This window comes from Yersinia intermedia (genome assembly GCF_900635455.1).
GTDB lineage: Bacteria > Pseudomonadota > Gammaproteobacteria > Enterobacterales > Enterobacteriaceae > Yersinia > Yersinia intermedia.
The window spans coordinates 2,567,835-2,590,927 of sequence record NZ_LR134116.1; the positions used below are offsets into that span (position 1 = coordinate 2,567,835).

The following is a 23,093-nucleotide window of genomic DNA, read 5'->3' on the forward strand; positions in this document are numbered from 1 at the left end:
CCTCAGCGAGTTGGCGTCCATTCTTTATTAGTCAAAGCAGTCAGCACATGATCGCGCCACTGACCATCAATCAGTAAATAATCCTTGGCGTAACCTTCACGCTCAAAACCAAGGCGTTCCAGTAACTTGCCACTACGATGATTGTGCGGCATATAATTAGCCATGATACGGTGCATCCGTTCCTGCCGCTGCATATAGCGAATCAGCGGCTGCAACGCTTCAAACATTAAACCCTGCCCCTGCCAGCGCTCACCTAGTGAATAGCCCAGAAAACAGGCATGGAACGAACCTCGCAATATATTGCTAAAATTCGCCACCCCACGCACTTCTTTCTCTTCGGGGTCCAGCAGAATAAAATAGTAGGCACTCCCCTGTTTTTGCAGCTCCATGATCATTCCCAGCCGCGCCTGCCAACCGGAAGGCATACAGTGGCTTTGATCGCGTACCGGCTCCCACGGTTTGAGAAATACCTGATTTTCAGCGTAATACTCCGCCATGCGGTAAGCATCACGTTCATAAACCAACCGCAATGACATACGGTCCGTCGTCAGGCGTATTTTAGGTGTTGCTGAATGATAGCCGAACATCTGCTCCCCTTGGGCTGCACTCTGTACTTAATTTAGCGACAATCTTTTAGTTCAATATACCTGTTGCCCATACCCTGCGTAAAACCACCCTTGCAAACTTTGCATACAGGGGCACAATGAAATCACGCAGCTAAAGCGCCAAAATACATATTATTATGAATTTTTGATGAGATAACGTATTGACGATAAAAAAATATTATCAATCTAGCCTCTATCGTTTCTGGCAATTTGGGTACAAACTATAAGCGTATTTTTTATTCCCTCCCTATTTAATTTCTGACGGTGAAGCATGGCCTTGGTATCGCAAGCTCGGAGCTTGGGTAAGTATTTTTTATTGCTTGATAACTTATTAGTTGTGTTGGGCTTCTTTGTTGTCTTCCCACTCATCTCTATCCGATTTGTCGATCAACTGGGTTGGGCTGCGGTGCTCGTTGGTCTTGCCTTAGGATTAAGGCAACTTGTCCAACAGGGCTTAGGCATCTTTGGTGGGGCGATTGCTGACCGTTTTGGTGCCAAGCCAATGATTGTCACCGGTATGCTGATGCGCGCTGCTGGCTTCGCATTTATGGCAATGGCCGATGAACCTTGGATACTCCTGCTCGCTTGCGCGCTGTCTGGCTTAGGTGGCACTCTATTTGATCCGCCGCGAACTGCGTTGGTTATCAAGTTAACCCGCCCCCATGAACGTGGCCGTTTTTACTCCCTGCTGATGATGCAAGACAGTGCCGGTGCGGTGATCGGCGCATTGATCGGCAGTTGGTTGCTGCAATACGACTTCCATTTTGTCTGTTGGACCGGCGCAGTAATCTTCATTTTGGCGGCAGGTTGGAACCTTTGGTTGCTGCCCGCGTACCGCATTTCCACTGTGCGCGCACCAATGAAAGAAGGTTTGATGCGGGTACTACGTGATCGCCGCTTTGTGACTTACGTCCTGACGCTAACAGGCTATTACATGCTGTCAGTACAGGTGATGCTCATGCTACCAATCGTGGTAAATGAAATTGCAGGATCACCGGCAGCCGTAAAATGGATGTACGCCATTGAGGCCGCACTTTCTCTGACATTGCTTTATCCGCTTGCTCGCTGGAGCGAAAAACGTTTTCGCCTTGAACAACGCCTGATGTTTGGGCTATTAATCATGACATTAAGCCTATTCCCGATCGGCTTGATCTCCCATCTGCAAACACTGTTTATGTTTATTTGTTTCTTTTACATGGGTTCAATTATTGCTGAACCGGCGCGTGAAACGCTGGGGGCTTCGCTGGCCGATTCCCGCGCCCGTGGCAGCTACATGGGCTTTAGCCGTTTAGGTTTGGCACTGGGTGGCGCATTAGGCTATACCGGCGGCGGGTGGATGTACGATACCGGCCGCACGCTGGAAATGCCGGAGTTACCGTGGTTCCTGCTGGGGATTATTGGATTAGTGACGTTGGTGGGGCTTTATTGGCAGTTTAATCAGCGCCGCATTGAGTCAGCCATGCTGAGTGGCAGTTAACACGATTCTGTCGTTAGTACCCTTCTGCCGTTAGCACTATCGCCGGAGTAGCCAAGCCCTCCGGCATCACTTTCTATTATTTTCACATAAGCTGTAATTCAGGCTTATCTGATTGGCCTGTGCCCCACACCGCCGCATTATTGTCCGTTATCCTGAACACTGGCTGAACAAATACGGTTAATAATACAAAACTGTGGATTAACCGGTTACTATTGGGCCTGTTTGGCTGGTTTGATTTGACGAATCTATTTTGTTTGTTCAGTACATATTGCTATGAGGCTTTGATGAAGACATTAACGTGGGGCGCTGCTGCGCTGATCGTGACCACTACTCTGGTCGGCTGTAACCAATTAACTCAATACACATTGAGTGAGCAGGAAATCAATGAATATCTGCAAAAACACAATAACTATGAAAAGCAGATTGGCGTACCCGGTTTGGTTGACGCTCACATTACCTTGACACAATTACAGAGCCAGATTGGCCGCGCAGAACCTGGCAAAGTTACGTTAACCGGTAATGCCAAAGTAGATATTACCTCGATCCTTGGGCCACAAAGCGCTGATATGACGCTAACCCTAAAAGCGCAGCCAACATTCGATCGTGAAAAAGGCGCTATCTTCCTGAAAGATATGGAATTGACTGATTATACGGTTAAGCCAGAGAAAATGGATTCAGTGATGAAAGCACTGGCACCTTATCTGAACCAGTCGTTGAAATCCTACTTTGATCAGCAACCTGCCTATGTGTTGGACAGTGAAAAGAGTAAAGCAGAGGGAATGGCGAAAAAGCTGGCAAAAGGTTTAGAAGTGAAACCAGGCCAGTTAGTCATCCCACTGACTGACTAACTGACTGCACGTCGAGGTTTACACCAGATAGTCTGCTGCATCTTCACTGATATCAAACATCATTGGAGTTGCAGCAAGGCAGCTAACGGATAAATCCTCAAAGTGGAGCATCTTCAGACAACTCATCCCACATCGCTTGCAACGCTTCGCGGCTCAACTGTGCCAACGTCCGATAAAAACCGGTGGTGGCATGAGCTTCTACTTTGCCGAGAAAACGACCACACCAGGGCAGTAAATAGTCATTAAACAGTGCGATTTGGGCCGCAACTTCATCTTCCGCCGCCTGATCTTCCAGCCAAGAGGCAGCCAGTAATAATCCGCCAAAATGATCCGTTGGTCCGTCACCCAATGGCATCCCGCGTTGCTGTAAAAATGCTCTAACCTCAGCTTCTGGGCAAGCATCCTCATAATCGCTACCATAAGGTGAGACGCTACGGTCGTCGCCGACAAACAACGCGTTATAGTCAGCAGTTACAGCCTGAGGCTGATAGTCTTGTTGCAAACGCACCAGAAGTTCACTTTGCTCTAGTGGCCAATGCTGCTCTAATTTTCCCTGACTTATCAGCTCAAACAGGGGTTCCAGTAACGGATCTTGTGGTTGGCGGTAAAACAGTGACCCGAGAACCCGGCATACCAGAGAAAAATCATTCATTTACATCTTCCTGTGTCTTATAAACTTTCAAATGATATGTGACAACGTCACATCTTATCGTATTAATATGTTTTATAAATCTGCCAACTCAGTAATTACCGGACCACCACGTTGCTCAAGGTAATTCAGCAACCGACGCGGACTAACATTCAAAATACGATCTTGCGGGAAATTAACCCCAGTAATAATCCGTTCACAATGCTCGAACATTCCCAACGAATAGGCGATATGGGAGTCAGAGCCTAATGCCAACCAGCCACCAGCATCACGAACCGCTTCGGCAATCGCCCGGCAATTCGCCTCGCTACCCTTGCGTGAATGTGTAAAGGATGAGTTATTCAATTCCAACGCCACATTGTATTTTGCCGCAGCCTCAGCAATAGCTGGAATATCAACAGGATATTTAGGATTCCCCGGATGGCTAATGATATGCACATTCCCCTGTGCCATCGCCGCAATCATCGCCTGAGTATTGGCGGCTTTGTCTTGTGGCGGAAATACAGGCTCATGGAAGCCAGCAATCAGCAGGTCTATAGCATCAAGCATCGGACCGGTACAATCGATATCACCGTCCAGATTCTTAATATTGGCCTCAATACCACGCAAAATACCCACGCCATCCACCAACCGTGGCCAGACACGCATATTCATAAAGTGCCAGTAATGCGGGGCATCAGCCATATCCGGGCCATGGTCTGTAATGGCGAACAGCTTAATATTTTTTAACTTAGCTTCGGCAATGTAATCGTGCAGGGTGCTATAAGCATGGGTACTGGCGATGGTATGCATATGTAAATCAACAGGATACATGACTACTCCACAAAATCTTTTAAGGCAGGATGGCTTTTTTGCAGGTAAAGCATAGACCGATAATGATAGCAGGAATTCTTCTCATCAGCAGCGCTAAAAGCCCTTACTTGCAGGGCTATCACTATATCCAATCAAACCGAGTCAGTATGTAAATCAGTAACCACGTACCACATCAACCAGGCCCGCCGGCACTCTTCCTGCTTCTATGGCATGAATATTGGCAACCACTTGATCCATCGCCGCCTCCGGCAGCGTTATTGCTGCAATATGCGGTGTAATAGTAATACGTGGGTGGGTCCAGAAAGGATGCATCGGCGGTAATGGCTCCTCGGCAAAGACATCCAAGGTTGCCGCCGCGATCTTCCCAGCACGCATTGCAGCTAATAAGTCACGCTCTAATAAATGTGCGCCACGCGCAATGTTGATGACATAAGCACGGTTATTCAGTTGTGAAAACAGTGATTGATTCAGAATACCTACCGTTTCAGGGGTATTAGGTAGCAAATTAATCAACAATTGTGTTCCTTGCAGGAATGCCGGTAATTTCTCGTTACCCGCAAAACTGGTTACACCGTCAATCTGTTTTGGTGTTCGGCTCCAACAGCGCACAGTAAAACCAAACTCAGCTAATTTGTGGGCCACACTCTTTCCTAAAACCCCAGCCCCAAGAATACCTACGGTAAAGTTATCATGTTGATGCGGCTCCAACGGTTGCCACATTTTTTGCTGTTGTTGCAGTTGATACTCATCCATTCGGCGGAAATATCGCAATACATTAGCAACAACATATTCCTGCATTTGCACTGACATACCTGAGTCTTCCAAACGTACCAACGGCACTCCAGTGGGTAATGTGCCTGGATAGCGGCGCTCTTGGTCCAAAATAGCATCCACCCCCGCCCCTAATGCAAAAATACCTTTCAGGTCAACGCGCCTGGCGAGCATTTCATGAGGCGGCTGCCAGACAAGGGCATAATCCGCTGGTTGTGTATCGCCACGCCGCCATTGCCTAATTTTCGCCGAGGGTAAGCGAGATTCGATGCCTGACAACCACTGTTTTGCTTCAAAAAACGGGTGATAAAAAATAATATTCATTATTTGCCAGCTCCTTGCGAAAGTACCTGCTAGATTTCCGCGATTAACTATCAGATGCAAGTGCTACCCGCAATAAATGCCGATGAAATCAGCAAACTGTTGTAACTTTAGCTAAACAGTAACAAAGCCAACATAAGAGGGTTGACGCTGGACATAGTTTTGCCTACATTACGCCGGTCGACCGCGTTAACACGGTTGATTGTTGTAACACAGTTGATTGTTGTAACACGGTGAGGTGTCTGAGTGGCTGAAGGAGCACGCCTGGAAAGTGTGTATACGTGTAAGCGTATCGAGGGTTCGAACCCCTCCCTCACCGCCATATTTTGCCAGTAGATGAGCGTAGGTCTCTACAGCAAACGAAGCGGCAATCGATAACATGTCTGGTTTCATATCTGACTGTTATCGATTGCCGTTTTTTTTTGTCTTCAGATAGCTTTATTTCCTGCCGAATGTCGTTTCAGACATATATACCTTAAATAATTCGAGTTGCAGGAAGGCGGAAAACGAAATACAAATCGGTCGGGAACCGATTTGAACAGCACTTATGCTAGCCCGTAGGATGAGCCTCAAGGATGAGGCTCATTAATCCTGATGAACTTACATTTGTAAGCGATTCGGGTTGTTGAGCGTAGCCAACGCTACATGCAGCTTGAAGTATGACGGTATAAACACAACCACTTTATTAAACACCTCTATTATTAATTTTTTTATTTCACTTCAAATTTACATGCTACAAGATAAGACGTATTTCAAATACTCAATAGCAACTATCGAGGTGTAAATTGAAACGTAATCGATTTTATTTTATTTATTTATTATTAACGTTGTGTATTAGCCCACTATCAGCCTCGCCCTTAATTGTTGCTCATCGGGCAGGAACAGCCGATTTCCCAGAGAATACTCGATATGCCATCAGTAAAGCCCTATCAAATGATGCCGATATTATTTGGGTCTCGGTCCAACTCAGTAAAGATGGTGTTTTGGTGTTATACCGGCCCAAGGACTTGAGTGAACTGACTGACGGTAGCGGCCTTGTCTCTGACCACTCTTGGGAAGAGTTACAGTTATTGGATGCTGCCTATCATTTTAAAAGTAACGATCAATATGTATTTCGCGGTTGGGGAGTGAAGATCCCCCTCATTACATCATATGTTATTATCATTCCCACAAGCAAAATTCACTATTGATATAAAATCCCCTGACGCCGATCCAAAAATACTAGCAAGTGCCATAACAGAAATGAGGGGGAATATTCTGTCACCTGACCGCCTTGTTTTCTATTCCACGGAGAAAAAATATCTTGATGCGCTACCTGATTATATAAGTAAATTCGAGTCACGTAATAAAACCCGTAAAATATTGGCGAATGCAATTATGGCAGATAAGTGCATTATCGCCAAAAATAAGGGTAATTCATTCATTAGCAGTCAGAATAGGCATTATGCTTTTGAATTAAGACGCGATGTGAAAGTTGTGGAGAAATTCACCTTGGGTAAAGGGACAACCCGGACCCAATTGGTTTGGAATCAACAGGCCATGGACTGTTTCAAGGACAGTGAAGATGCGAAAATCATGCTGATCGGCATAAATTCTGCCAAAGATTATCAATTAGCTAAAGATTTAGGTGCCGATTATGTGATGGTTGATTCACCACTACAGGCAAAAGAGTGGCGTTAGCCCCTCTGGTTTGCCTGTGATTTACGCTATGTGCACGCAGAATAACCAGATGAATGGCAACGGATAAATACTTCTTGACCATCAGCCTGCCGGTCCTTATAGTACCGCCCCGTTGCAGTGCGTAGCGCGGTAACATAACGGTGAGGTGTCTGAGTGGCTGAAGGAGCACGCCTGGAAAGTGTGTATACGCGTAAGTGTATCGAGGGTTCGAACCCCTCTCTCACCGCCATATTCGAGCAAAAGGCTCTGACGAAAGTCAGGGCCTTTTTCTTTTGTGTTAATAAGGGATTTTTAGCACTACGACTTGCGGCGGCGCTTTTCTTTATTTATGTTGTCTCCCAATGGGGAAAATGGCATTAGTCGGCTGTACACAACTTGATTACGCCCTTGTTTCTTCGCTTGGTAGAGTGCTTCATCGGTCATTTTCAATGCTTTTAGCATCGACATCCCTGGTAAATAAAGTGAAGCGCCTATCGATATCGTGGCCTTAATTTTACGGCCATCAGGCAAAACCACCGCCAGATTTTCAACTTGTTGACGAATTCGTTCCGCAACCGCTTTAATCGTTTGTGGTTCGTGGCGGCGGGTTATAACGATAAACTCTTCACCACCATAACGGCCAACAAAATCCTCATCACGAATGCTTGAAGTCAATAACTTCCCCACTTCTGTCAAAAGTAAATCACCACCATTATGACCATAGGTATCATTTACCGACTTAAAATGATCAAGATCCAGAATCAGTAAGCCACACGCCTGGCGACTGTTGTGAATTGCCGTTAAACGATAATCGATACTTGACCGGTTATTTAACTGGGTCAATTTATCGATATTGACCCGATTTTTCATCGAAAAATAAGCGTAGATATGGCGCTCTTTAAAATTCAGCGCATGGTAACAAATCGCCAGACAGAGCGCGGAAATCAGTTGATAAACCACGATCGGAGCCCAGGACAGCGTATGCGGGACAACGAATAGAGCAGCAACTATACGATAAATTGCGATAGCGAAGATTGTGGTATAAAAAATACGATTGTTTTTTTTCTCCCATACTCGCGACAGTATGAGCGGAATAAATATTATGGTTATGAGTATATTATCGAGTGTAAGCCAGCCGGTGAAAGCAAAATTAATTAACAATGCAGTCAAGCCACTTAACCACCCACCATAGAAGGTGACCAAAATAATCGGAATCAATTCGAAACTATAGAAAAATGTACCTGAAATCACCCACTGATCCTGATTCAGATAAAGTGAAACCAGCCCCGATGTGAGACCAAATAGAATACGCTTCCAAACGTCCCCATTGTAAGAAAATGCACTATTCCTACTTAAGGCGAAATAACTGATTGAGAGAGTAGCATAGGTAACACATGCATCCCGGTATAGTGTCGAGAGAGACTCTAATTCGCTCATGGCGTTGTATCAATCCTTTGAATCCTCAGCATGGATGTTGACTGGCATCGGTTTGGCTGATTTACCACCAATATTAAATCACATTTTACGTTGAATTTATTCATTGGAAATCCTAAAAGTTGATTCTGATTAATAGTCACAGTTCCTAACTCAAATCTTAGCTGTGAGGCTGGTTTTATTCTTGAATAATTTCATTATGAGGCCAGCTATTCCATTCATGTAACAAGATATCTACTCATCACACTAGTTCAGCGGTACACGCAGGATAACCCTCTGAACTGGATGCCTATAATTCAGTTTCCGATGCTTGGGGCCAAAAGAAAGAGCTAGGGGCGATAATAACCACTTTTCATTTAATCACAGAAGAAATTCACTGACCTACCATGAATCCGTTGATTTCCACCCTCTCATAAAACCAGCAGTTATCTAATTTTCCGGCTGAGATTGATATACATCTAGATCTTAGTCGTCTAATTGGCGTATCGTTGTGTTCTGCTACTTCGAGACGGACCCTTACTGGCCCGCCATTTATTTTGTCTTTTCTTTATTTGGTTCGCACCTTAGATGAAAACGCACGGAATTAACGGCATTAGGCCGTTCAGCGCGCTTATAGACGCTTGCTGGCGAGAAACCTATACCTTTCAAAGGCTTCTAAAAGATATAATTGCCGGTGTTACAGTCGGCATTATTGCTATCCCACTGGCGATGGCACTGGCGATTGCCAGTGGTGTCCCACCACAGTACGGCTTATATACCTCAGCTATCGCGGGTATTGTCATTGCTGTTAGCGGCGGTTCCCGTTACAGCGTATCCGGCCCAACTGCCGCTTTTGTGGTTATTCTCTATCCCGTATCACAGCAGTTTGGTTTAGCGGGTTTACTCCTGGCGACACTGATCTCCGGTATATTTCTATTATTTATGGGCCTGGGGCGACTTGGCCGATTGATTGAATATATCCCGCTGTCAGTCACCCTCGGTTTTACCTCTGGCATTGGTATCACCATTGCCACCATGCAGGTAAAAGATTTTTTTGGTCTGCACCTAACAGCAGTGCCGGAAAATTATGTCGGCAAGGTTGCCGCTCTGGCACAGGCCATGCCAACCATCAACCTCAGTGATACGTTAATTGCAACCGTCACCCTGCTGGTATTAATTCTCTGGCCACGGTTAAAACTAAAGTTACCGGGTCACTTACCGGCATTGGTTGCGGGTACTGCCGTCATGGCGGTGTTATCCCTATTTGATCATCAAGTGGCGACTATCGGTTCGCGCTTTGGCTATTTACTGGCCGATGGTACCCAAGGCCACGGTATTCCGCCAATACTGCCGCAATTTGTCTTACCGTGGAATTTACCTGCCGCCAATGGTCAGCCATTTGTATTGGATTGGGCAACCTTCTCTGCATTACTGCCTGCAGCCTTTTCCATGGCAATGCTGGGAGCAATTGAATCGTTACTCTGCGCGGTAGTGTTGGATGGCATGACGGGACAAAAGCATCACTCCAACAGTGAGTTAGTGGGGCAAGGACTGGGTAATATGGTCGCACCGTTCTTTGGCGGGATCACTGCGACCGCCGCCATTGCTCGTTCTGCGGCTAATGTTCGCGCTGGCGCAACCTCTCCGGTATCAGCCATTATCCACGCACTGTTAGTCCTGCTGGCCTTACTGGTGCTGGCACCGATGTTGTCTTATCTGCCCTTAGCAGCGATGGCGTCCCTGCTACTGATTGTGGCCTGGAATATGAGCGAGGCACATAAAGTCGTCGACCTACTACGCCGAGCGCCTAAAGATGACATTATCGTGATGTTGCTGTGCATGAGCCTAACGGTATTATTCGACATGGTGATTGCAATAACCGTAGGTATTGTGTTGGCCTCACTGCTGTTTATGCGGCGTATTGCCCGCATGACGCGCCTGAGTGAGATACCCGCAGCAGTTGATGAGCATACATTGGTTTTGCGAGTGAACGGGCCGCTGTTTTTCGCTGCCGCAGAGCGGATATTTAATGAATTACTCAGCCGCTGTGAGAATTATCAGACCATTATTTTGCAATGGGATGCGGTACCGGTTCTGGATGCCGGTGGCCTAAATGCGTTCCTGCGCTTCACAGAGGCGCTGAGTGAGCAACAACAACTCGTTATCACTGATATTCCTTTCCAGCCGCTGAAGACGCTGGCAAGAGCCAGAGTGCAGCCAATTGAAGGCAAGTTGAGTTTTTATGGATCACTGCCAGAGGCGCTAGAGGCTTTACGCGTGAGAAGCTAGTACGTTTGAGTTAGCGATACGGGTATCAAAAAAGGCAGCGTAGGTAACTACACTGCCTTTTTTCGATTAAGACTTTATGCGTAAATACTTGTTACTTGCTGGTATCCAACACAGGGAAACTCTTCACCAAGTCGTCGATAGCTTTCATCTGCACCAGGAACGGCTCCAGCTTGTCTAATGGCAAGGCTGATGGGCCATCACACTTGGCGCTGTTAGGCTCTGGGTGCGCTTCGATAAACAGCCCTGCTAAACCAACGGCCATACCAGCACGCGCCAATTCAGCCACTTGAGCACGGCGACCACCGGAGGCGGCACCAAACGGATCACGGCATTGCAATGCGTGTGTCACATCGAAAATAACCGGATGACCGCCAGTAGCCTGGACCATAACGTTGATACCTAACATATCAACCACCAGATTGTCATAACCGAAGTTACTGCCACGATCACATAAGATGACCTGATCATTGCCGGCTTCTTTAAATTTATCGACAATATTCCCCATCTGCCCAGGGCTAACAAACTGAGGTTTTTTCACGTTGATAACCGCGCCAGTGCGGGCCATGGCCTCAACCAGATCAGTTTGACGAGCTAAAAATGCTGGCAATTGAATAACATCAACGACTTCGGATACCGGTTTTGCCTGGCTGGCTTCATGCACATCGGTGATGATTTTCACGCCAAACTGTTGTTTCAGCTCTTGGAAAATTTTCATCCCTTCTTCCAGGCCGGGACCACGGTAAGAATGAATTGAAGAACGGTTGGCTTTGTCGAACGAGGCTTTGAACACATAAGGAATGCCCAACTTTTGGGTCACCGTGACATAATGTTCGCAGATGCGCATCGCCAGGTCGCGCGACTCAAGCACATTCATGCCACCAAACAGCACGAAAGGCAGGTCGTTCGCTACGTTGATATCGCCAATGCTAACCACTTTCTGTTTCATACTAATACCTTTATAAAGGGTAAATCGAGATTAATTACAACGATTTATGCGGCAAAATGTGATTGCCACATAACCGCTGTATAAAAGAAATCAGTGCAATGTCACTCGCTGTTGCTCAATGGAGTGGATCTGCATTTTTATCATTTCAGCAATTGGATCTTCAGGGCACTGTTCAACAAAATAGCTTAAATCAGAGATGGCGATATGGTTGCAATCCAATTGGGCATAAATCAGGCCGCGATCGCGGATTTCATAGGGGTCATCGGGATCAAAAGCCAATACCGCTTCACTGGCGCGCAATGCCAATTCCATCTGTTTTTCTTCCATTAATGCCGCTTTCAAGGTATCAAGCATTTTGCGCACAATCAGCGTGTTTTCTGCCTCTTCCAGATCTTCATCTTCCAGTTCAGCACTCAAACCAAGGTTGCCCTTGATCCACACTTCCAGTACATGCTCGTTGAGTGTTTCACCGTTCAGCGGGTTAATCAGCCACATTTCTTCATCTAGCCAATCAGCTCGAAGAATTAATTGAGTGGGAAAGATAACTGGCATCAAAGGCAGATCCAATTGATGGGCGATATGTAAGAAAATAACGCCCAACGATACCGGAGTCCCTTGGCGTTTATCCAACACTTTATCAAGCCAGATCGCGTCGGACAGGCGATAAACGCCACCAGCGCCACCAAATTTCCATTTACGGTAAAACAGATCAATAAGCACTTCTAATTGCTGATCCTGATTGAGATCGGCGGGCATCGCAGCCCGTGCATCATCAACGAGCTGCTGCAATTGCTTGCGTACATCAGCCAGTGGAAAATTTTGTCGAATCTCCTGGGTAACCAGTAGCACCCCATCACACAGGGACGCGTTGTTAAATTCAAAATCAGCAATGCTACTCATAGATATCCCATCAGCAGTGGTAACTTAGTTGTTGCCAGTTTGACAATTAAATACAGGCAACCCAATGCGAGTATAAAGGCAAGCCAGCGACGATTCTGGCTGCGGGTTCGCTTACCTAATGCGACATAGCCAAGCAGGATATAGATAATAACGCCAAACAGCTTTTCAGTCAGCCATGTTCCTTGTGGACTGAAAGGGTAAAATCCGGTAATAAAAATCAGCACAATGCCGCTGACAAATAACAGCGTATCATTAATATGCGGTGTTATTTTTACCCAGCGTTTGTCCATCATAGCTGAACCGCGACATTTCCAAAAGAAACGTAATACAAACAGCGTAATACTGATAACCACTGTGAGTAAATGCAAATACTTCATGGCGATGTAATCAACCCACATGACTCTCGCTTCCTTATTTACGTTAGTTATTTGTCGCTTTTTTTATTCGTTGCAGAATAAATGCCATCCAAAAATCGGACTTTTCTTGATTAGGCGATCCATTGCCCCACAGTAACACGATCATTATTACCATAATCTTTATGCGTCATTACAGCACTAAATCCGGCGGTGTTAAGTAATTTCTGTACTGCATCGGCCTGTTGCCAACCATGTTCCAACAATAACCAGCCACCAGCCTCTAAATAAGCAGGTGCCCGGCGGATAATTTCATCCAGCGAAGCTATACCTTCGGCAGGTGCGACGAGTGCACTGTGTGGTTCAAAGCGAACATCGCCTTCGTTAAGGTGGGGGTCATTAGCATCAATATAAGGAGGATTGCTGGCAATCAGCGCAAACCGCCCACTGACCGTGTCAAACCAGCTACTTTGCAAGAAACACACATTCTCTATCGCAAGTTTTTCTGCATTATGGCAAGCCAGAGCAACAGCATCGGCTTGGATGTCCACACCCACCACAGCACAGTCTGGCCGCTCACTGGCCAACGCTAAAGCAATAGCACCGGTACCAGTACCTAAATCCAGAATACGGCAAGGAGTGACTGGCAGAAGCGCCAACGCCTGCTCAACCAAACATTCGGTGTCAGGGCGTGGAATAAGCGTGGCAGAAGAGACACTCAGAGGTAGTGACCAGAACTCGCGCTCCCCGACCAGGTAAGCAATGGGTTCCCCCTGCTCACGCCGGGTTGCCAGTTGCTCTAATACCTGTAACTGATCGGCTGCCAGCTCGGTCTCTCCAAACGCCAACACATAAGTTCGCGCTCTTGCGGTGACAAAACTCAACAGAATCTCGGCATCGCGCTTGGGGCTGTCACTCTGGCTGAAACGGGCTGCCGCCAGCGACAGCCACTGCTGATAGTCCATTAATCTTGCTCTGACAACGCAGAGAGCTGGTCAGCTTGATATTCCTGCACAATCGGCTGAATCAGCATATCCAGCTTGCCTTCCATCACTTCATCCAAACGATAGAGGGTCAGGTTAATCCGATGATCTGTCACACGGCCCTGCGGGAAGTTATAGGTCCGATTACGATCAGAACGATCACCAGAACCAAGTAAATTACGGCGCTCGGACGCTTCTGCTAATTGGCGTTTTTGCATTTCAGCGGCACGGATACGTGCACCCAACACCGACATCGCTTTGGCTTTGTTTTTATGCTGTGAGCGCTCATCCTGGCACTCCACCACCAAACCCGTTGGAATATGGGTGATACGGATTGCCGAATCGGTAGTGTTAACGTGCTGACCACCGGCACCTGACGAGCGGAAAGTATCAATACGTAAATCACCGGCATTGATTTCTGGCATTTCGGCTTCAGGAATAGCGGGCATTACCGCGACGGTACAAGCAGATGTATGAATACGCCCTTGTGATTCGGTTTCAGGCACGCGTTGCACACGGTGACCACCTGACTCGAATTTCAACTGACCAAACACACCATCACCGGAAACCTTGGCAATCACTTCTTTATACCCACCATGCTCGCCTTCACTGGCGCTCATGATTTCAACTTTCCAGCGACGCGCTTCGGCATAACGGCTGTACATGCGGAACATATCACCGGCAAAAATAGCCGCTTCATCACCACCGGTTCCTGCACGGATTTCCAGAAAACAATCGCGCTCATCATCAGGGTCTTTGGGTAACAGCAGCACTTGCAACTGCTGTTCCAGTTCTTCGCTGCGCGCTTTTGCTTCTTTCAATTCTTCCTGAGCCATTTCGCGCATTTCAAGATCTTCCAGCATCATTTCTGCGGCTTCGAGATCATCTTGCACGCTGCGCCATTCTTTAAAACAGCGGGTGACATCCGTCAATTGCGCATATTCACGTGACAACGCGCGGAAACGGTCTTGATCGGCAATAACGCTGGCATCGCCAAGATACGCCAGCACTTCTTCGTGGCGCTCTTGTAACGCTTCCAGTTTGGCAACAATAGAAGACTTCATCCGTGGTTTTAAACCCTGTAATTAGAGGAAACTAATGCTGATCCAGCCCGAGGCTGTCGCGTAATAATTGTAACCGCTCCATATCGCCATCGCTGGCGGCTTGCTGGAGGGATTTGGTAGGAGCATGAATCAGGCGGTTAGTGAGCTTATGGGCCAATTCATTCACCACTTGTTCTACACTAGCGCCCTGCTCAATGGCGGCCAAGGCTTTAGCCGTCATTTCACTGCGAACCTGTTCGGCCTGAGAGCGATAATCACGAATAGTTTCAACCGCTCCTTGCGCACGGAGCCAGGCCATAAAATTCATGCTTTCCTGCTGTACTATCGATTCGGCCTGTACTGCAGCGGCCTGACGTTGCGCCATATTGTGTTGAATTATCGCTTGTAAATCATCAACACTGTATAAATAGGCATTAGACAGTTTACCCACTTCCGGTTCGATATCCCGTGGTACGGCGATATCGACAAACAGCATCGGCTGATTGCGGCGGCTTTTCAACGCACGTTCGACCATCCCCTTACCAATAATAGGTAATGGGCTGGCAGTTGAACTGATAATGATATCGGCATCGGCCAGCCGGGCATCAATTTCCGGCAACGTGATCACTTCGGCCCCCACTTCTGTCGCTAGCACTTGTGCTCGCTCACGGGTACGGTTAGCGATAATCATATGCTTGACTTGATGTTCACGCAGATGACGTGCCACCAGCTCAATGGTTTCCCCGGCACCAACCAACAACACATTCAGTTCAGAAAGCGACTCAAATATCTGACGCGCCAGGGTACAGGCAGCAAAAGCCACCGAAACGGCACTGGCACCGATCTCTGTTTCTGTCCGAACTCGCTTGGCCACCGAGAAAGATTTTTGGAACAAGCGCTCCAACTCACCAGACAATGATTGACCACGCTGAGATTCAGCAAAGGCCTTTTTCACCTGCCCCAAGATTTGTGGCTCGCCTAAGACCAACGAGTCTAACCCGCTGGCAACGCGCATTAAATGACTGACTGCGTCATTTCCGTGATGCCAATACAGACTTTTTCTCACTTCATCCGGGCTGAGTTTGTGATAGCTACACAGCCAGGCGATAAGTTGTTCATGCAGATTTTCTTGCTGTTCTACGCTGAGGTACAACTCAGTCCGGTTACACGTAGACAATACGACACCGCCCTGCACCAACGGTTGTTGGAGCAAGCTGACAAGCGCCTGATCGATCGATTCCGGTGAAAATGTCACCCGTTCACGTAACGATACAGGAGCAGTTTTGTGATTAATGCCTAATGCGAGCAGAGTCATGAGAACGGCTTCGAGTAATACTGATGTTAGTATGGATTCTCGTCTGAACCGCATTCTACTTGATGCGCGGGTTCAATAAAAGTCACAGTGCAATATCCTAACTATTATCATACATTATGGTCATAATTTGGTTATCTGTTGTACAACAATATTGTGTAGACCCAGTACAAAATAGAACAAGATATTGACGCTAGGCCTTCAGCCCGTTAGCGTGAGCACCTCAGATACCAATAAGCTACGTATCAAATGATTTGTTTTATCAATAATGATTACTTATCGAAATGACCTCATCAAAGACGCGTCGCCAGTGAAAACCCTGCGGCCGATAGGATTTATAGCCATATGTCGATGTATAAAATCAGTTTTTATCGCCTGCTCCCTTTAGCAACACTGTTACTGGCTGCCTGTAGCACCACCCCACCGACAGGGCCAGCGACCAGCCCAACATCGCCACAGTGGCGTCAACATGAGCAACAATTACAGCAATTGAGCCAATTCCAGACGCGGGGTGCTTTTGCCTATATCTCTGAAAAACAAAAAGTCTATGCGCGTTTTTTCTGGCAGCAAACCGCACCTGAGCGTTATCGCCTATTACTGACCAACCCGTTGGGCAGCACGGAACTGGAATTAGTGGTACAACCCGGCGTGACCCAGTTAACTGATAATCAAGGTAAACGCTATGTCAGTGATGACCCACAAGAAATGATTCAGAAGTTGACCGGGATGTCCATTCCATTAGAAAGCCTACGCCAATGGATTCTCGGGTTACCTGGTGATACCACTGACTTCACCCTTGATGATAAATACCGCCTTAAGCAACTGACGTATAAACAAAATGGGATGACGTGGGTGGTGGATTATCAGGAATACAATACTCAAGTGACGCCAGCATTACCAAGCCGTATGGAACTGAGCCAGGGCGGGCAGCGAATTAAACTAAAAATGGATAATTGGACTGTCAAATAACATGGTTAGCACGCAGCAACATGTGTGGCCCTCACCGGCCAAATTAAATCTGTTTCTTTACATCACCGGGCAACGGGCTGATGGTTATCATGAGTTACAAACCCTGTTCCAGTTTCTCGATTATGGCGACCAGTTGACTATTGTGCCACGAGATGACAATCAGATTCGCTTATTAACGCCAGTTGCGGGTGTTGCCAACGAGCAGAACTTGATAATGCGAGCGGCACGATTGCTGCAACAACACTCACAACAACAACCCGGCGCGGTAAAAATACCTCGGGGGGCCGATATCAGTATTGATAAACGCTTGCCGATGGGGGGAGGACTGGGTGGTGGTTCTTCCAATGCGGCAACGGTGTTGGTTGCACTCAATTTGCTGTGGCAATGTGGTTTGTCTGATGAAAAATTAGCCACCCTCGGGCTAACATTAGGTGCCGACGTACCGGTGTTTGTTCGTGGACATGCGGCCTTTGCTGAAGGAATTGGCGAGAAGTTGCAGCCAGCCGAGCCTTTAGAGAAGTGGTATTTGGTCGTACACCCCGGTGTAAGCATCCCAACACCAATTATTTTTTCCGATCCTGAATTAAAAAGAAATACGCCAGTTCGCCCACTGGCGGCGCTTTTAAGCACTCCATACGCAAATGATTGCGAACCGATCGCAAGAAAACGTTTTCGCGAGGTTGAACAGGCTCTTTCATGGCTGTTAGAATACGCTCCGTCACGCCTTACCGGAACCGGCGCTTGTGTGTTTGCAGAATTCGACACTGAAGCATCGGCCCGGCAGGTGTTAAGTATTGCCCCGCAGTGGTTGCATGGTTTTGTTGCTCGTGGTGTGAATGTTTCGCCCCTGCATCGTGTACGCTCTGGGAAAATTGAAAGCAGTGAGCACAGGTAGCGATTTACAGCGTGAGTACGGCCGATGTAATGGCTCTACTCACCTTGAGTTCTGAAAATACCTGTCCCACTTGATTGAAAGCCGGTTCATAATACTGTTTTGTACCCAATAGATTTCAAGATATAGGAAAGCGGCAAACGAGCGAATCCCGATGAACTTACATGAGTGAGTGATGCGGGTGAACGAGAGCAGTCGACACACCTGTAATTTGAATGATGACGGTTATTCACCGTGTTTGGGCTTTAAATACCCGTATGTATATTGCAATCAGTATGAATAATCGCCCCTGATTACTGATATGACAATATCTTCTCTGGACGCATGCCTGAGGTTCTTCTCGTGCCTGATATGAAGCTTTTTGCTGGTAACGCCACCCCGGAACTAGCACAACGTATTGCCAACCGTTTGTACACCAGTCTTGGTGACGCCGCTGTAGGTCGTTTTAGCGACGGCGAAGTGAGCGTGCAAATCAACGAAAATGTACGCGGTGGTGATATTTTCATCATCCAGTCCACCTGCGCACCCACGAACGATAACCTGATGGAACTGGTTGTCATGGTTGATGCCCTGCGTCGCGCCTCCGCAGGACGTATTACTGCTGTTATTCCTTACTTCGGTTACGCTCGTCAGGATCGCCGTGTGCGTTCTGCCCGTGTACCTATCACTGCCAAAGTTGTTGCCGATTTTCTCTCAAGTGTTGGGGTTGACCGCGTATTGACAGTGGATCTTCATGCTGAACAGATCCAAGGCTTCTTTGATGTTCCGGTTGATAACGTATTTGGTAGCCCAATCCTGCTGGAAGATATGTTGCAGCAGAATCTGGAAAACCCAATTGTTGTCTCTCCAGACATCGGCGGCGTTGTTCGCGCCAGAGCCATTGCAAAACTACTAAACGATACTGATATGGCGATTATCGACAAACGCCGCCCACGCGCTAACGTTTCTCAGGTGATGCACATCATCGGTGACGTGGCTGGCCGTGACTGCGTGTTGGTTGACGATATGATCGATACCGGTGGCACATTGTGTAAAGCAGCAGAAGCCCTGAAAGAACGTGGTGCCAAGCGTGTATTTGCTTACGCGACTCACCCGATCTTCTCTGGCAATGCGGTTGAAAATATCAAACATTCAGTTATCGATGAAGTGATTGTTTGTGACACGATCCCGTTGTCGGCTGAAATCAAGGCATTAAAAAATGTACGTACTCTGACTCTGTCTGGCATGTTGGCTGAAGCTATCCGCCGTATCAGCAATGAAGAGTCTATCTCTGCGATGTTTGAGCATTAATCAGTATTAGGTTGTGGATATCCCTGCGGTGCTATTTGGCCGCAGTTAACCGTTAGGCTATTTTTGCGACAGGTCACTTGGTGGGCATTGCAAACGGGATTCATAACGAGTTGATATTGTGCAATGCATTAGCTGATGCAGATAATGCGTGAGCTAAAGCAGATAAAGAAAAACCCGTTGAAGCAGATGCGACAACGGGTTTTCTACTCTTGATCAATAACACCTTGATCAGTAACATCTTGATCAGTAAATTCTTGTCTAATAGCTCGTCGAGCCATTATTTACTCCTCCTGACCATTAGCTCAATTAAAAGCCAAAAAAACAGGTTCTATGTTTGCAGCTCCGCTATTACGCGATTATTAGCCGCTAATGGCTCATTAATTGCTATGAATGGCGCTGATTACGATTACAACGTTTGTCAAAGTGCTTAACCCACCAATAGCGATCTGCAACTTCCTCACGCCCACCGATACGTGCGCCGACTAACCACAACAGTGCACCGACGAAAATACTCATTACGGCACCATGGGCAAAGAATTGCGGTAGACCCAGTTGAGAAACCTCGGTCAGGATTGAGTAACCCACCCCTCCGACCATAGTAACCAAACCTAATCCCATCAGCACATTACCAACCATTGCTGCGCTTTTACGTTTCATATGCCACCTCCACTTAGGTTGCCAATAAATAATCACTGAGCCGAGCACTGAAAACTGCTTGCTTAATGCGATTATTCATGTCCACTTAATAACTAAGTATAGTCAGGCTTGTGATGAAGGTATTGCGCTTGTGATCACAACTGGCAGATATATTTCAACAAATCTTTACATAATCCAGACATTTGGCATCAAACTTGAATTATACATATTGGTAACTATTCACATCTTGAACTATTAACTCCACAGGAAGGATGGGCCGCGTAGCTCCCTTACGACTTCCATTACCGCTTGGTTTTGTTATTACGCCCCATGACAGGTAAACTATGGCACTTTAATTCCTTTAGTTATAGCGAATGGCGACGTGAGCAGTATTAAATTAATCGTTGGGCTGGCAAATCCGGGCGCTGAATATGCCCAAACCCGCCACAATGCGGGTGCCTGGTATGTGGACTTATTGGCGCAGCGCCATAATCAACCACTGAAAGAAGAGAGCAAATTCTTCGGTTATACTGCAAGGCTAAATCTGGCAGGGCAAGATGTTCGCTTGCTGGTACCCTCTACCTTTATGAATCTCAGTGGTAAGGCCGTAGCCGCCATGGCTGGGTTTTACCGTATTCTGCCGGAAGAGATTTTAGTCGCGCACGATGAGTTGGATATCCCGCCGGGCGTGGCTAAATTAAAACTAGGGGGTGGGAACGGTGGTCATAACGGCCTGAAAGATATTCAGAGCAGGTTGGGGAATAACCCTAATTTCTACCGTTTGCGCATCGGCATTGGTCATCCGGGTGATAAAAGCAAAGTTACTGGTTTTGTCTTAGGTAAACCGCCAAGCAGCGAACAGACCTTAATTGACGATGCCATTGATGAATCTATCCGCTGTACTGAAATACTGCTCAAAGAAGATATTACCAAGGCTATGAATCGCCTGCACTCCTTTAAGGCCAGTCTATAACACTTGCCCGGTTCCCCGGCGAACGAGCATTAGCCGGGGTGCCTGTACCAGCTGTTACTCATTTTTGTTGCACAGCGCATTAATTCCCTGTTGCCCCTCAGCCGTTAGCACCACACCGGAGAATATCACCCTCACCCGCCCGAGAAAATTGTTACTTTTACCATCATATTCATCCGCAATATCACCCAGTTTATCGGTACAGAAAAGCGTATCCCAATCCGATGCCTTTCTTTTGTTATCCGACAGATCATGGCTGCGTTCAAACCTGTCGGTTACTGCGGAAAATTTCAACTGGATACTGTCGAAATCTTCATAAAGAGTATTTTTTTTGTATCCTACATACCTAACGCTCTTGCCCGAGTGATTTTCAATTTCCACACCATACTGATCAACTAACTCGGCAAATGAAGGTGCTGCAGGCTCAACATCTGCCGTTAGAAAGCGCATTCCCATAATACCCACCATGCCTGCGAACAAGATGACTATCAGCCATTTATAGATACTCATTTCCATTGGAACTATCCAAATTCAGTATGCGGACTGTAATAGTTAGTTATCGGACATTGCCCAGGAAACTTCAGATAGCATAAGCGTGACCTTGGCCACAGAGTTAGAAAAATCAATTACCTACTAGCCCTTACGGCATAAGCGTTTGCGGTGGTGAAACAGCATGATCGAGATAAATCATCATTATGTGTATAATGGCGATATAAATTTTGATTACATCAGCACGTTAACCCTAACGAGTTGATTTTTAAGTTATTTAAGGTGATATAAAACATGGGATTCAAATGCGGTATTGTGGGCCTGCCTAACGTTGGTAAATCCACCCTGTTCAACGCGTTGACACAAGCGGGTATCGAAGCAGCTAACTTCCCGTTCTGTACCATTGAACCCAACACGGGTGTGGTGCCAATGCCGGACCCGCGTCTGGACCAACTGGCCGAGATTGTTAAGCCTCAGCGCATCTTGCCAACGACCATGGAATTTGTCGATATTGCAGGTTTGGTTAAAGGCGCATCCAAAGGCGAAGGCCTGGGTAACCAGTTCCTGACCAACATCCGTGAAACTGAAGCAATTGGTCACGTAGTTCGTTGTTTTGAAAATGACAACATCATCCATGTTGCTGGTAAAGTTGATCCAGTTGATGACATTGATACCATCAATACTGAACTGGCGCTTTCTGATCTCGAAACCTGTGAACGCGCGATGCATCGTGTTCAGAAGAAAGCCAAAGGCGGCGATAAAGACGCTAAAGCGGAACTGGAAGCGCTGGAAAAATGCCTGCCACATTTAGAAAATGCTGGCATGCTGCGTGCGTTGAACCTGACCGCAGAAGATAAAGCCGCTATCCGTTATCTGAGTTTCCTGACCCTGAAGCCAACCATGTACATTGCTAACGTCAATGAAGATGGCTTTGAAAACAACCCATATTTGGATCAGGTTCGTGCCATCGCTGCGGCGGAAGGTTCTGTAGTGGTTGCCGTTTGTGCTGCTGTTGAGTCTGATATTGCTGAGTTGGAAGATGCAGACCGTGCTGAATTTATGGCTGAGTTAGGTATTGAAGAACCCGGTCTGAACCGTGTGATCCGTGCCGGTTATGAATTGCTGAATCTGCAAACCTATTTCACTGCCGGTGTAAAAGAAGTGCGGGCCTGGACCATCCCGGTAGGTGCAACTGCACCACAAGCTGCCGGTAAAATCCACACTGACTTCGAAAAAGGTTTTATCCGCGCGCAAACTATCGCCTTTGAGGATTTTATCACCTACAAGGGTGAGCAAGGCGCGAAAGAAGCCGGCAAAATGCGTTCAGAAGGTAAAGAGTACATCGTAAAAGATGGCGACGTGATGAACTTCTTGTTTAACGTCTAATACTCTCGCCTCCACAAGCTTCAGTTATTACTTTAAAACCACGCGATCGCGTGGTTTTTTTATGTCATAGATGGGAGTC

Annotated in this window: 21 protein-coding genes, 2 tRNA genes and 1 pseudogene; 11 read left to right on the plus strand and 13 right to left on the minus strand. The window is 46.9% G+C overall.

Annotation, left to right across the window (positions count from 1 at the left end; genetic code table 11):
* Positions 1 to 2 precede the first annotated feature (2 nt).
* On the minus strand, positions 3 to 587 hold the full coding sequence (gene rimJ / locus EL015_RS11730; protein WP_005185191.1) for a ribosomal protein S5-alanine N-acetyltransferase: 585 nt from the start codon (positions 585 to 587) through the stop codon (positions 3 to 5).
* Between the two features lie 289 nt (positions 588 to 876).
* Between rimJ and mdtH the strand changes: the two genes are divergently transcribed.
* Positions 877 to 2,082, plus strand: coding sequence for a multidrug efflux MFS transporter MdtH (gene mdtH, locus EL015_RS11735; RefSeq protein ID WP_005185188.1), 1,206 nt, complete (start codon positions 877 to 879; stop codon positions 2,080 to 2,082).
* A 284-nt stretch (positions 2,083 to 2,366) separates the two neighbouring features.
* Entirely contained in the window at positions 2,367 to 2,930 is a 564-nt protein-coding gene (locus EL015_RS11740; RefSeq protein WP_032906320.1) for a lipoprotein, read from the plus strand.
* 97 nt (positions 2,931 to 3,027) lie between these two features.
* On the opposite strand, the gene EL015_RS11745 is transcribed toward EL015_RS11740, so the two are convergent.
* From EL015_RS11745 to ghrA, 3 genes are all read right to left on the minus strand, one after another.
* Positions 3,028 to 3,582, minus strand: coding sequence for a TorD/DmsD family molecular chaperone (locus EL015_RS11745; RefSeq protein ID WP_005185184.1), 555 nt, complete (start codon positions 3,580 to 3,582; stop codon positions 3,028 to 3,030).
* Positions 3,583 to 3,654: 72 nt separating this feature from the next.
* Positions 3,655 to 4,392 (minus strand): phosphatase, encoded by a 738-nt coding sequence (locus EL015_RS11750; RefSeq protein WP_005185182.1) that lies wholly within the window; start codon positions 4,390 to 4,392, stop codon positions 3,655 to 3,657.
* Between the two features lie 153 nt (positions 4,393 to 4,545).
* Positions 4,546 to 5,487, minus strand: a complete 942-nt coding sequence (gene ghrA, locus EL015_RS11755; protein WP_005185180.1) for a glyoxylate/hydroxypyruvate reductase GhrA — start codon at positions 5,485 to 5,487, stop codon at positions 4,546 to 4,548.
* A gap of 229 nt (positions 5,488 to 5,716) precedes the next feature.
* Here ghrA and EL015_RS11760 point away from each other — a divergent pair.
* From EL015_RS11760 to EL015_RS11770, 3 genes and pseudogenes are all read left to right on the plus strand, one after another.
* Positions 5,717 to 5,806: transfer RNA gene (locus EL015_RS11760), tRNA-Ser, on the plus strand.
* A gap of 463 nt (positions 5,807 to 6,269) precedes the next feature.
* A pseudogene (locus tag EL015_RS11765) lies at positions 6,270 to 7,164 on the plus strand (glycerophosphodiester phosphodiesterase family protein).
* 139 nt (positions 7,165 to 7,303) lie between these two features.
* A tRNA-Ser gene (locus EL015_RS11770) sits at positions 7,304 to 7,393 on the plus strand.
* Positions 7,394 to 7,461: 68 nt separating this feature from the next.
* On the opposite strand, the gene EL015_RS11775 is transcribed toward EL015_RS11770, so the two are convergent.
* Positions 7,462 to 8,580, minus strand: coding sequence for a GGDEF domain-containing protein (locus tag EL015_RS11775; protein ID WP_126286787.1), 1,119 nt, complete (start codon positions 8,578 to 8,580; stop codon positions 7,462 to 7,464).
* 564 nt (positions 8,581 to 9,144) lie between these two features.
* Here EL015_RS11775 and dauA point away from each other — a divergent pair.
* The gene (gene dauA, locus EL015_RS11780; protein ID WP_005185172.1) at positions 9,145 to 10,845 is read left to right on the plus strand and encodes a C4-dicarboxylic acid transporter DauA; all 1,701 of its coding nucleotides are present in this window, start codon (positions 9,145 to 9,147) and stop codon (positions 10,843 to 10,845) included.
* Between the two features lie 91 nt (positions 10,846 to 10,936).
* Here the strand turns inward: dauA and kdsA are convergent, their stop codons facing one another.
* The 6 genes from kdsA to hemA all read right to left on the minus strand — a co-directional run bounded on the left by kdsA (position 10,937) and on the right by hemA (position 16,385).
* Complete coding sequence (kdsA, locus tag EL015_RS11785) at positions 10,937 to 11,791, minus strand: 3-deoxy-8-phosphooctulonate synthase (RefSeq protein WP_005185168.1); 855 nt, start codon at positions 11,789 to 11,791, stop codon at positions 10,937 to 10,939.
* 90 nt (positions 11,792 to 11,881) lie between these two features.
* Positions 11,882 to 12,691: an invasion regulator SirB1 gene (sirB1, locus tag EL015_RS11790; RefSeq protein ID WP_032906319.1), complete on the minus strand. Its 810-nt coding sequence runs from the start codon at positions 12,689 to 12,691 to the stop codon at positions 11,882 to 11,884.
* Positions 12,688 to 13,089, minus strand: coding sequence for a SirB2 family protein (locus EL015_RS11795; protein WP_005185164.1), 402 nt, complete (start codon positions 13,087 to 13,089; stop codon positions 12,688 to 12,690). The genes sirB1 and EL015_RS11795 overlap by 4 nt, the downstream gene beginning before the upstream one ends.
* 89 nt (positions 13,090 to 13,178) lie before the next feature.
* Positions 13,179 to 14,009: a peptide chain release factor N(5)-glutamine methyltransferase gene (prmC, locus tag EL015_RS11800; RefSeq protein ID WP_032906318.1), complete on the minus strand. Its 831-nt coding sequence runs from the start codon at positions 14,007 to 14,009 to the stop codon at positions 13,179 to 13,181.
* Positions 14,009 to 15,091: a peptide chain release factor 1 gene (prfA, locus tag EL015_RS11805; protein ID WP_005185162.1), complete on the minus strand. Its 1,083-nt coding sequence runs from the start codon at positions 15,089 to 15,091 to the stop codon at positions 14,009 to 14,011. The genes prmC and prfA overlap by 1 nt, the downstream gene beginning before the upstream one ends.
* 31 nt (positions 15,092 to 15,122) lie before the next feature.
* Positions 15,123 to 16,385 (minus strand): glutamyl-tRNA reductase, encoded by a 1,263-nt coding sequence (hemA, locus tag EL015_RS11810; protein ID WP_005185160.1) that lies wholly within the window; start codon positions 16,383 to 16,385, stop codon positions 15,123 to 15,125.
* Positions 16,386 to 16,727: 342 nt separating this feature from the next.
* On the opposite strand from hemA, the gene lolB reads away from it, so the two are divergent.
* The 3 genes from lolB to prs all read left to right on the plus strand — a co-directional run bounded on the left by lolB (position 16,728) and on the right by prs (position 19,533).
* The gene (gene lolB / locus EL015_RS11815; RefSeq protein ID WP_032906316.1) at positions 16,728 to 17,351 is read left to right on the plus strand and encodes a lipoprotein insertase outer membrane protein LolB; all 624 of its coding nucleotides are present in this window, start codon (positions 16,728 to 16,730) and stop codon (positions 17,349 to 17,351) included.
* A 1-nt stretch (position 17,352) separates the two neighbouring features.
* Positions 17,353 to 18,246 carry a 4-(cytidine 5'-diphospho)-2-C-methyl-D-erythritol kinase gene (gene ispE, locus EL015_RS11820; RefSeq protein WP_005185156.1) on the plus strand — a complete coding sequence of 298 codons (894 nt, stop codon included), beginning with the start codon at positions 17,353 to 17,355 and terminating at the stop codon, positions 18,244 to 18,246.
* A 339-nt stretch (positions 18,247 to 18,585) separates the two neighbouring features.
* Positions 18,586 to 19,533, plus strand: coding sequence for a ribose-phosphate diphosphokinase (gene prs / locus EL015_RS11825; RefSeq protein ID WP_004390739.1), 948 nt, complete (start codon positions 18,586 to 18,588; stop codon positions 19,531 to 19,533).
* Between the two features lie 384 nt (positions 19,534 to 19,917).
* Here prs and ychH read toward each other — a convergent pair whose 3' ends face one another.
* Positions 19,918 to 20,190, minus strand: a complete 273-nt coding sequence (gene ychH, locus EL015_RS11830) for a stress-induced protein YchH (RefSeq protein ID WP_005185151.1) — start codon at positions 20,188 to 20,190, stop codon at positions 19,918 to 19,920.
* A 361-nt stretch (positions 20,191 to 20,551) separates the two neighbouring features.
* On the opposite strand from ychH, the gene pth reads away from it, so the two are divergent.
* On the plus strand, positions 20,552 to 21,142 hold the full coding sequence (gene pth, locus EL015_RS11835; protein ID WP_005185149.1) for an aminoacyl-tRNA hydrolase: 591 nt from the start codon (positions 20,552 to 20,554) through the stop codon (positions 21,140 to 21,142).
* Positions 21,143 to 21,196: 54 nt separating this feature from the next.
* On the opposite strand, the gene EL015_RS11840 is transcribed toward pth, so the two are convergent.
* Positions 21,197 to 21,655, minus strand: coding sequence for a hypothetical protein (locus EL015_RS11840; protein ID WP_005185145.1), 459 nt, complete (start codon positions 21,653 to 21,655; stop codon positions 21,197 to 21,199).
* A gap of 267 nt (positions 21,656 to 21,922) precedes the next feature.
* Here EL015_RS11840 and ychF point away from each other — a divergent pair, with 267 nt between their 5' ends.
* On the plus strand, positions 21,923 to 23,014 hold the full coding sequence (ychF, locus tag EL015_RS11845) for a redox-regulated ATPase YchF (RefSeq protein WP_005185140.1): 1,092 nt from the start codon (positions 21,923 to 21,925) through the stop codon (positions 23,012 to 23,014).
* Positions 23,015 to 23,093: the final 79 nt, after the last annotated feature.

Excerpts from the sequence above, each read along its gene's own strand:
- ispE (WP_005185156.1), top strand. The coding sequence starts at position 17,353 with ATGGTTAGCACGCAGCAACATGTGTGGCCCTCACCGGCCAAATTAAAT.
- ghrA (WP_005185180.1), bottom strand. The coding sequence starts at position 5,487 with ATGAATATTATTTTTTATCACCCGTTTTTTGAAGCAAAACAGTGGTTG.
- hemA (WP_005185160.1), bottom strand. The coding sequence starts at position 16,385 with ATGACTCTGCTCGCATTAGGCATTAATCACAAAACTGCTCCTGTATCG.
- EL015_RS11840 (WP_005185145.1), bottom strand. The coding sequence starts at position 21,655 with ATGGAAATGAGTATCTATAAATGGCTGATAGTCATCTTGTTCGCAGGC.
- mdtH (WP_005185188.1), top strand. The coding sequence starts at position 877 with ATGGCCTTGGTATCGCAAGCTCGGAGCTTGGGTAAGTATTTTTTATTG.
- prfA (WP_005185162.1), bottom strand. The coding sequence starts at position 15,091 with ATGAAGTCTTCTATTGTTGCCAAACTGGAAGCGTTACAAGAGCGCCAC.
- EL015_RS11740 (WP_032906320.1), top strand. The coding sequence starts at position 2,367 with ATGAAGACATTAACGTGGGGCGCTGCTGCGCTGATCGTGACCACTACT.
- dauA (WP_005185172.1), top strand. The coding sequence starts at position 9,145 with ATGAAAACGCACGGAATTAACGGCATTAGGCCGTTCAGCGCGCTTATA.
- EL015_RS11745 (WP_005185184.1), bottom strand. The coding sequence starts at position 3,582 with ATGAATGATTTTTCTCTGGTATGCCGGGTTCTCGGGTCACTGTTTTAC.
- prmC (WP_032906318.1), bottom strand. The coding sequence starts at position 14,009 with ATGGACTATCAGCAGTGGCTGTCGCTGGCGGCAGCCCGTTTCAGCCAG.
- rimJ (WP_005185191.1), bottom strand. The coding sequence starts at position 587 with ATGTTCGGCTATCATTCAGCAACACCTAAAATACGCCTGACGACGGAC.
- EL015_RS11775 (WP_126286787.1), bottom strand. The coding sequence starts at position 8,580 with ATGAGCGAATTAGAGTCTCTCTCGACACTATACCGGGATGCATGTGTT.
- sirB1 (WP_032906319.1), bottom strand. The coding sequence starts at position 12,691 with ATGAGTAGCATTGCTGATTTTGAATTTAACAACGCGTCCCTGTGTGAT.
- lolB (WP_032906316.1), top strand. The coding sequence starts at position 16,728 with ATGTCGATGTATAAAATCAGTTTTTATCGCCTGCTCCCTTTAGCAACA.
- ychH (WP_005185151.1), bottom strand. The coding sequence starts at position 20,190 with ATGAAACGTAAAAGCGCAGCAATGGTTGGTAATGTGCTGATGGGATTA.
- ychF (WP_005185140.1), top strand. The coding sequence starts at position 21,923 with ATGGGATTCAAATGCGGTATTGTGGGCCTGCCTAACGTTGGTAAATCC.
- kdsA (WP_005185168.1), bottom strand. The coding sequence starts at position 11,791 with ATGAAACAGAAAGTGGTTAGCATTGGCGATATCAACGTAGCGAACGAC.
- EL015_RS11795 (WP_005185164.1), bottom strand. The coding sequence starts at position 13,089 with ATGTGGGTTGATTACATCGCCATGAAGTATTTGCATTTACTCACAGTG.
- EL015_RS11750 (WP_005185182.1), bottom strand. The coding sequence starts at position 4,392 with ATGTATCCTGTTGATTTACATATGCATACCATCGCCAGTACCCATGCT.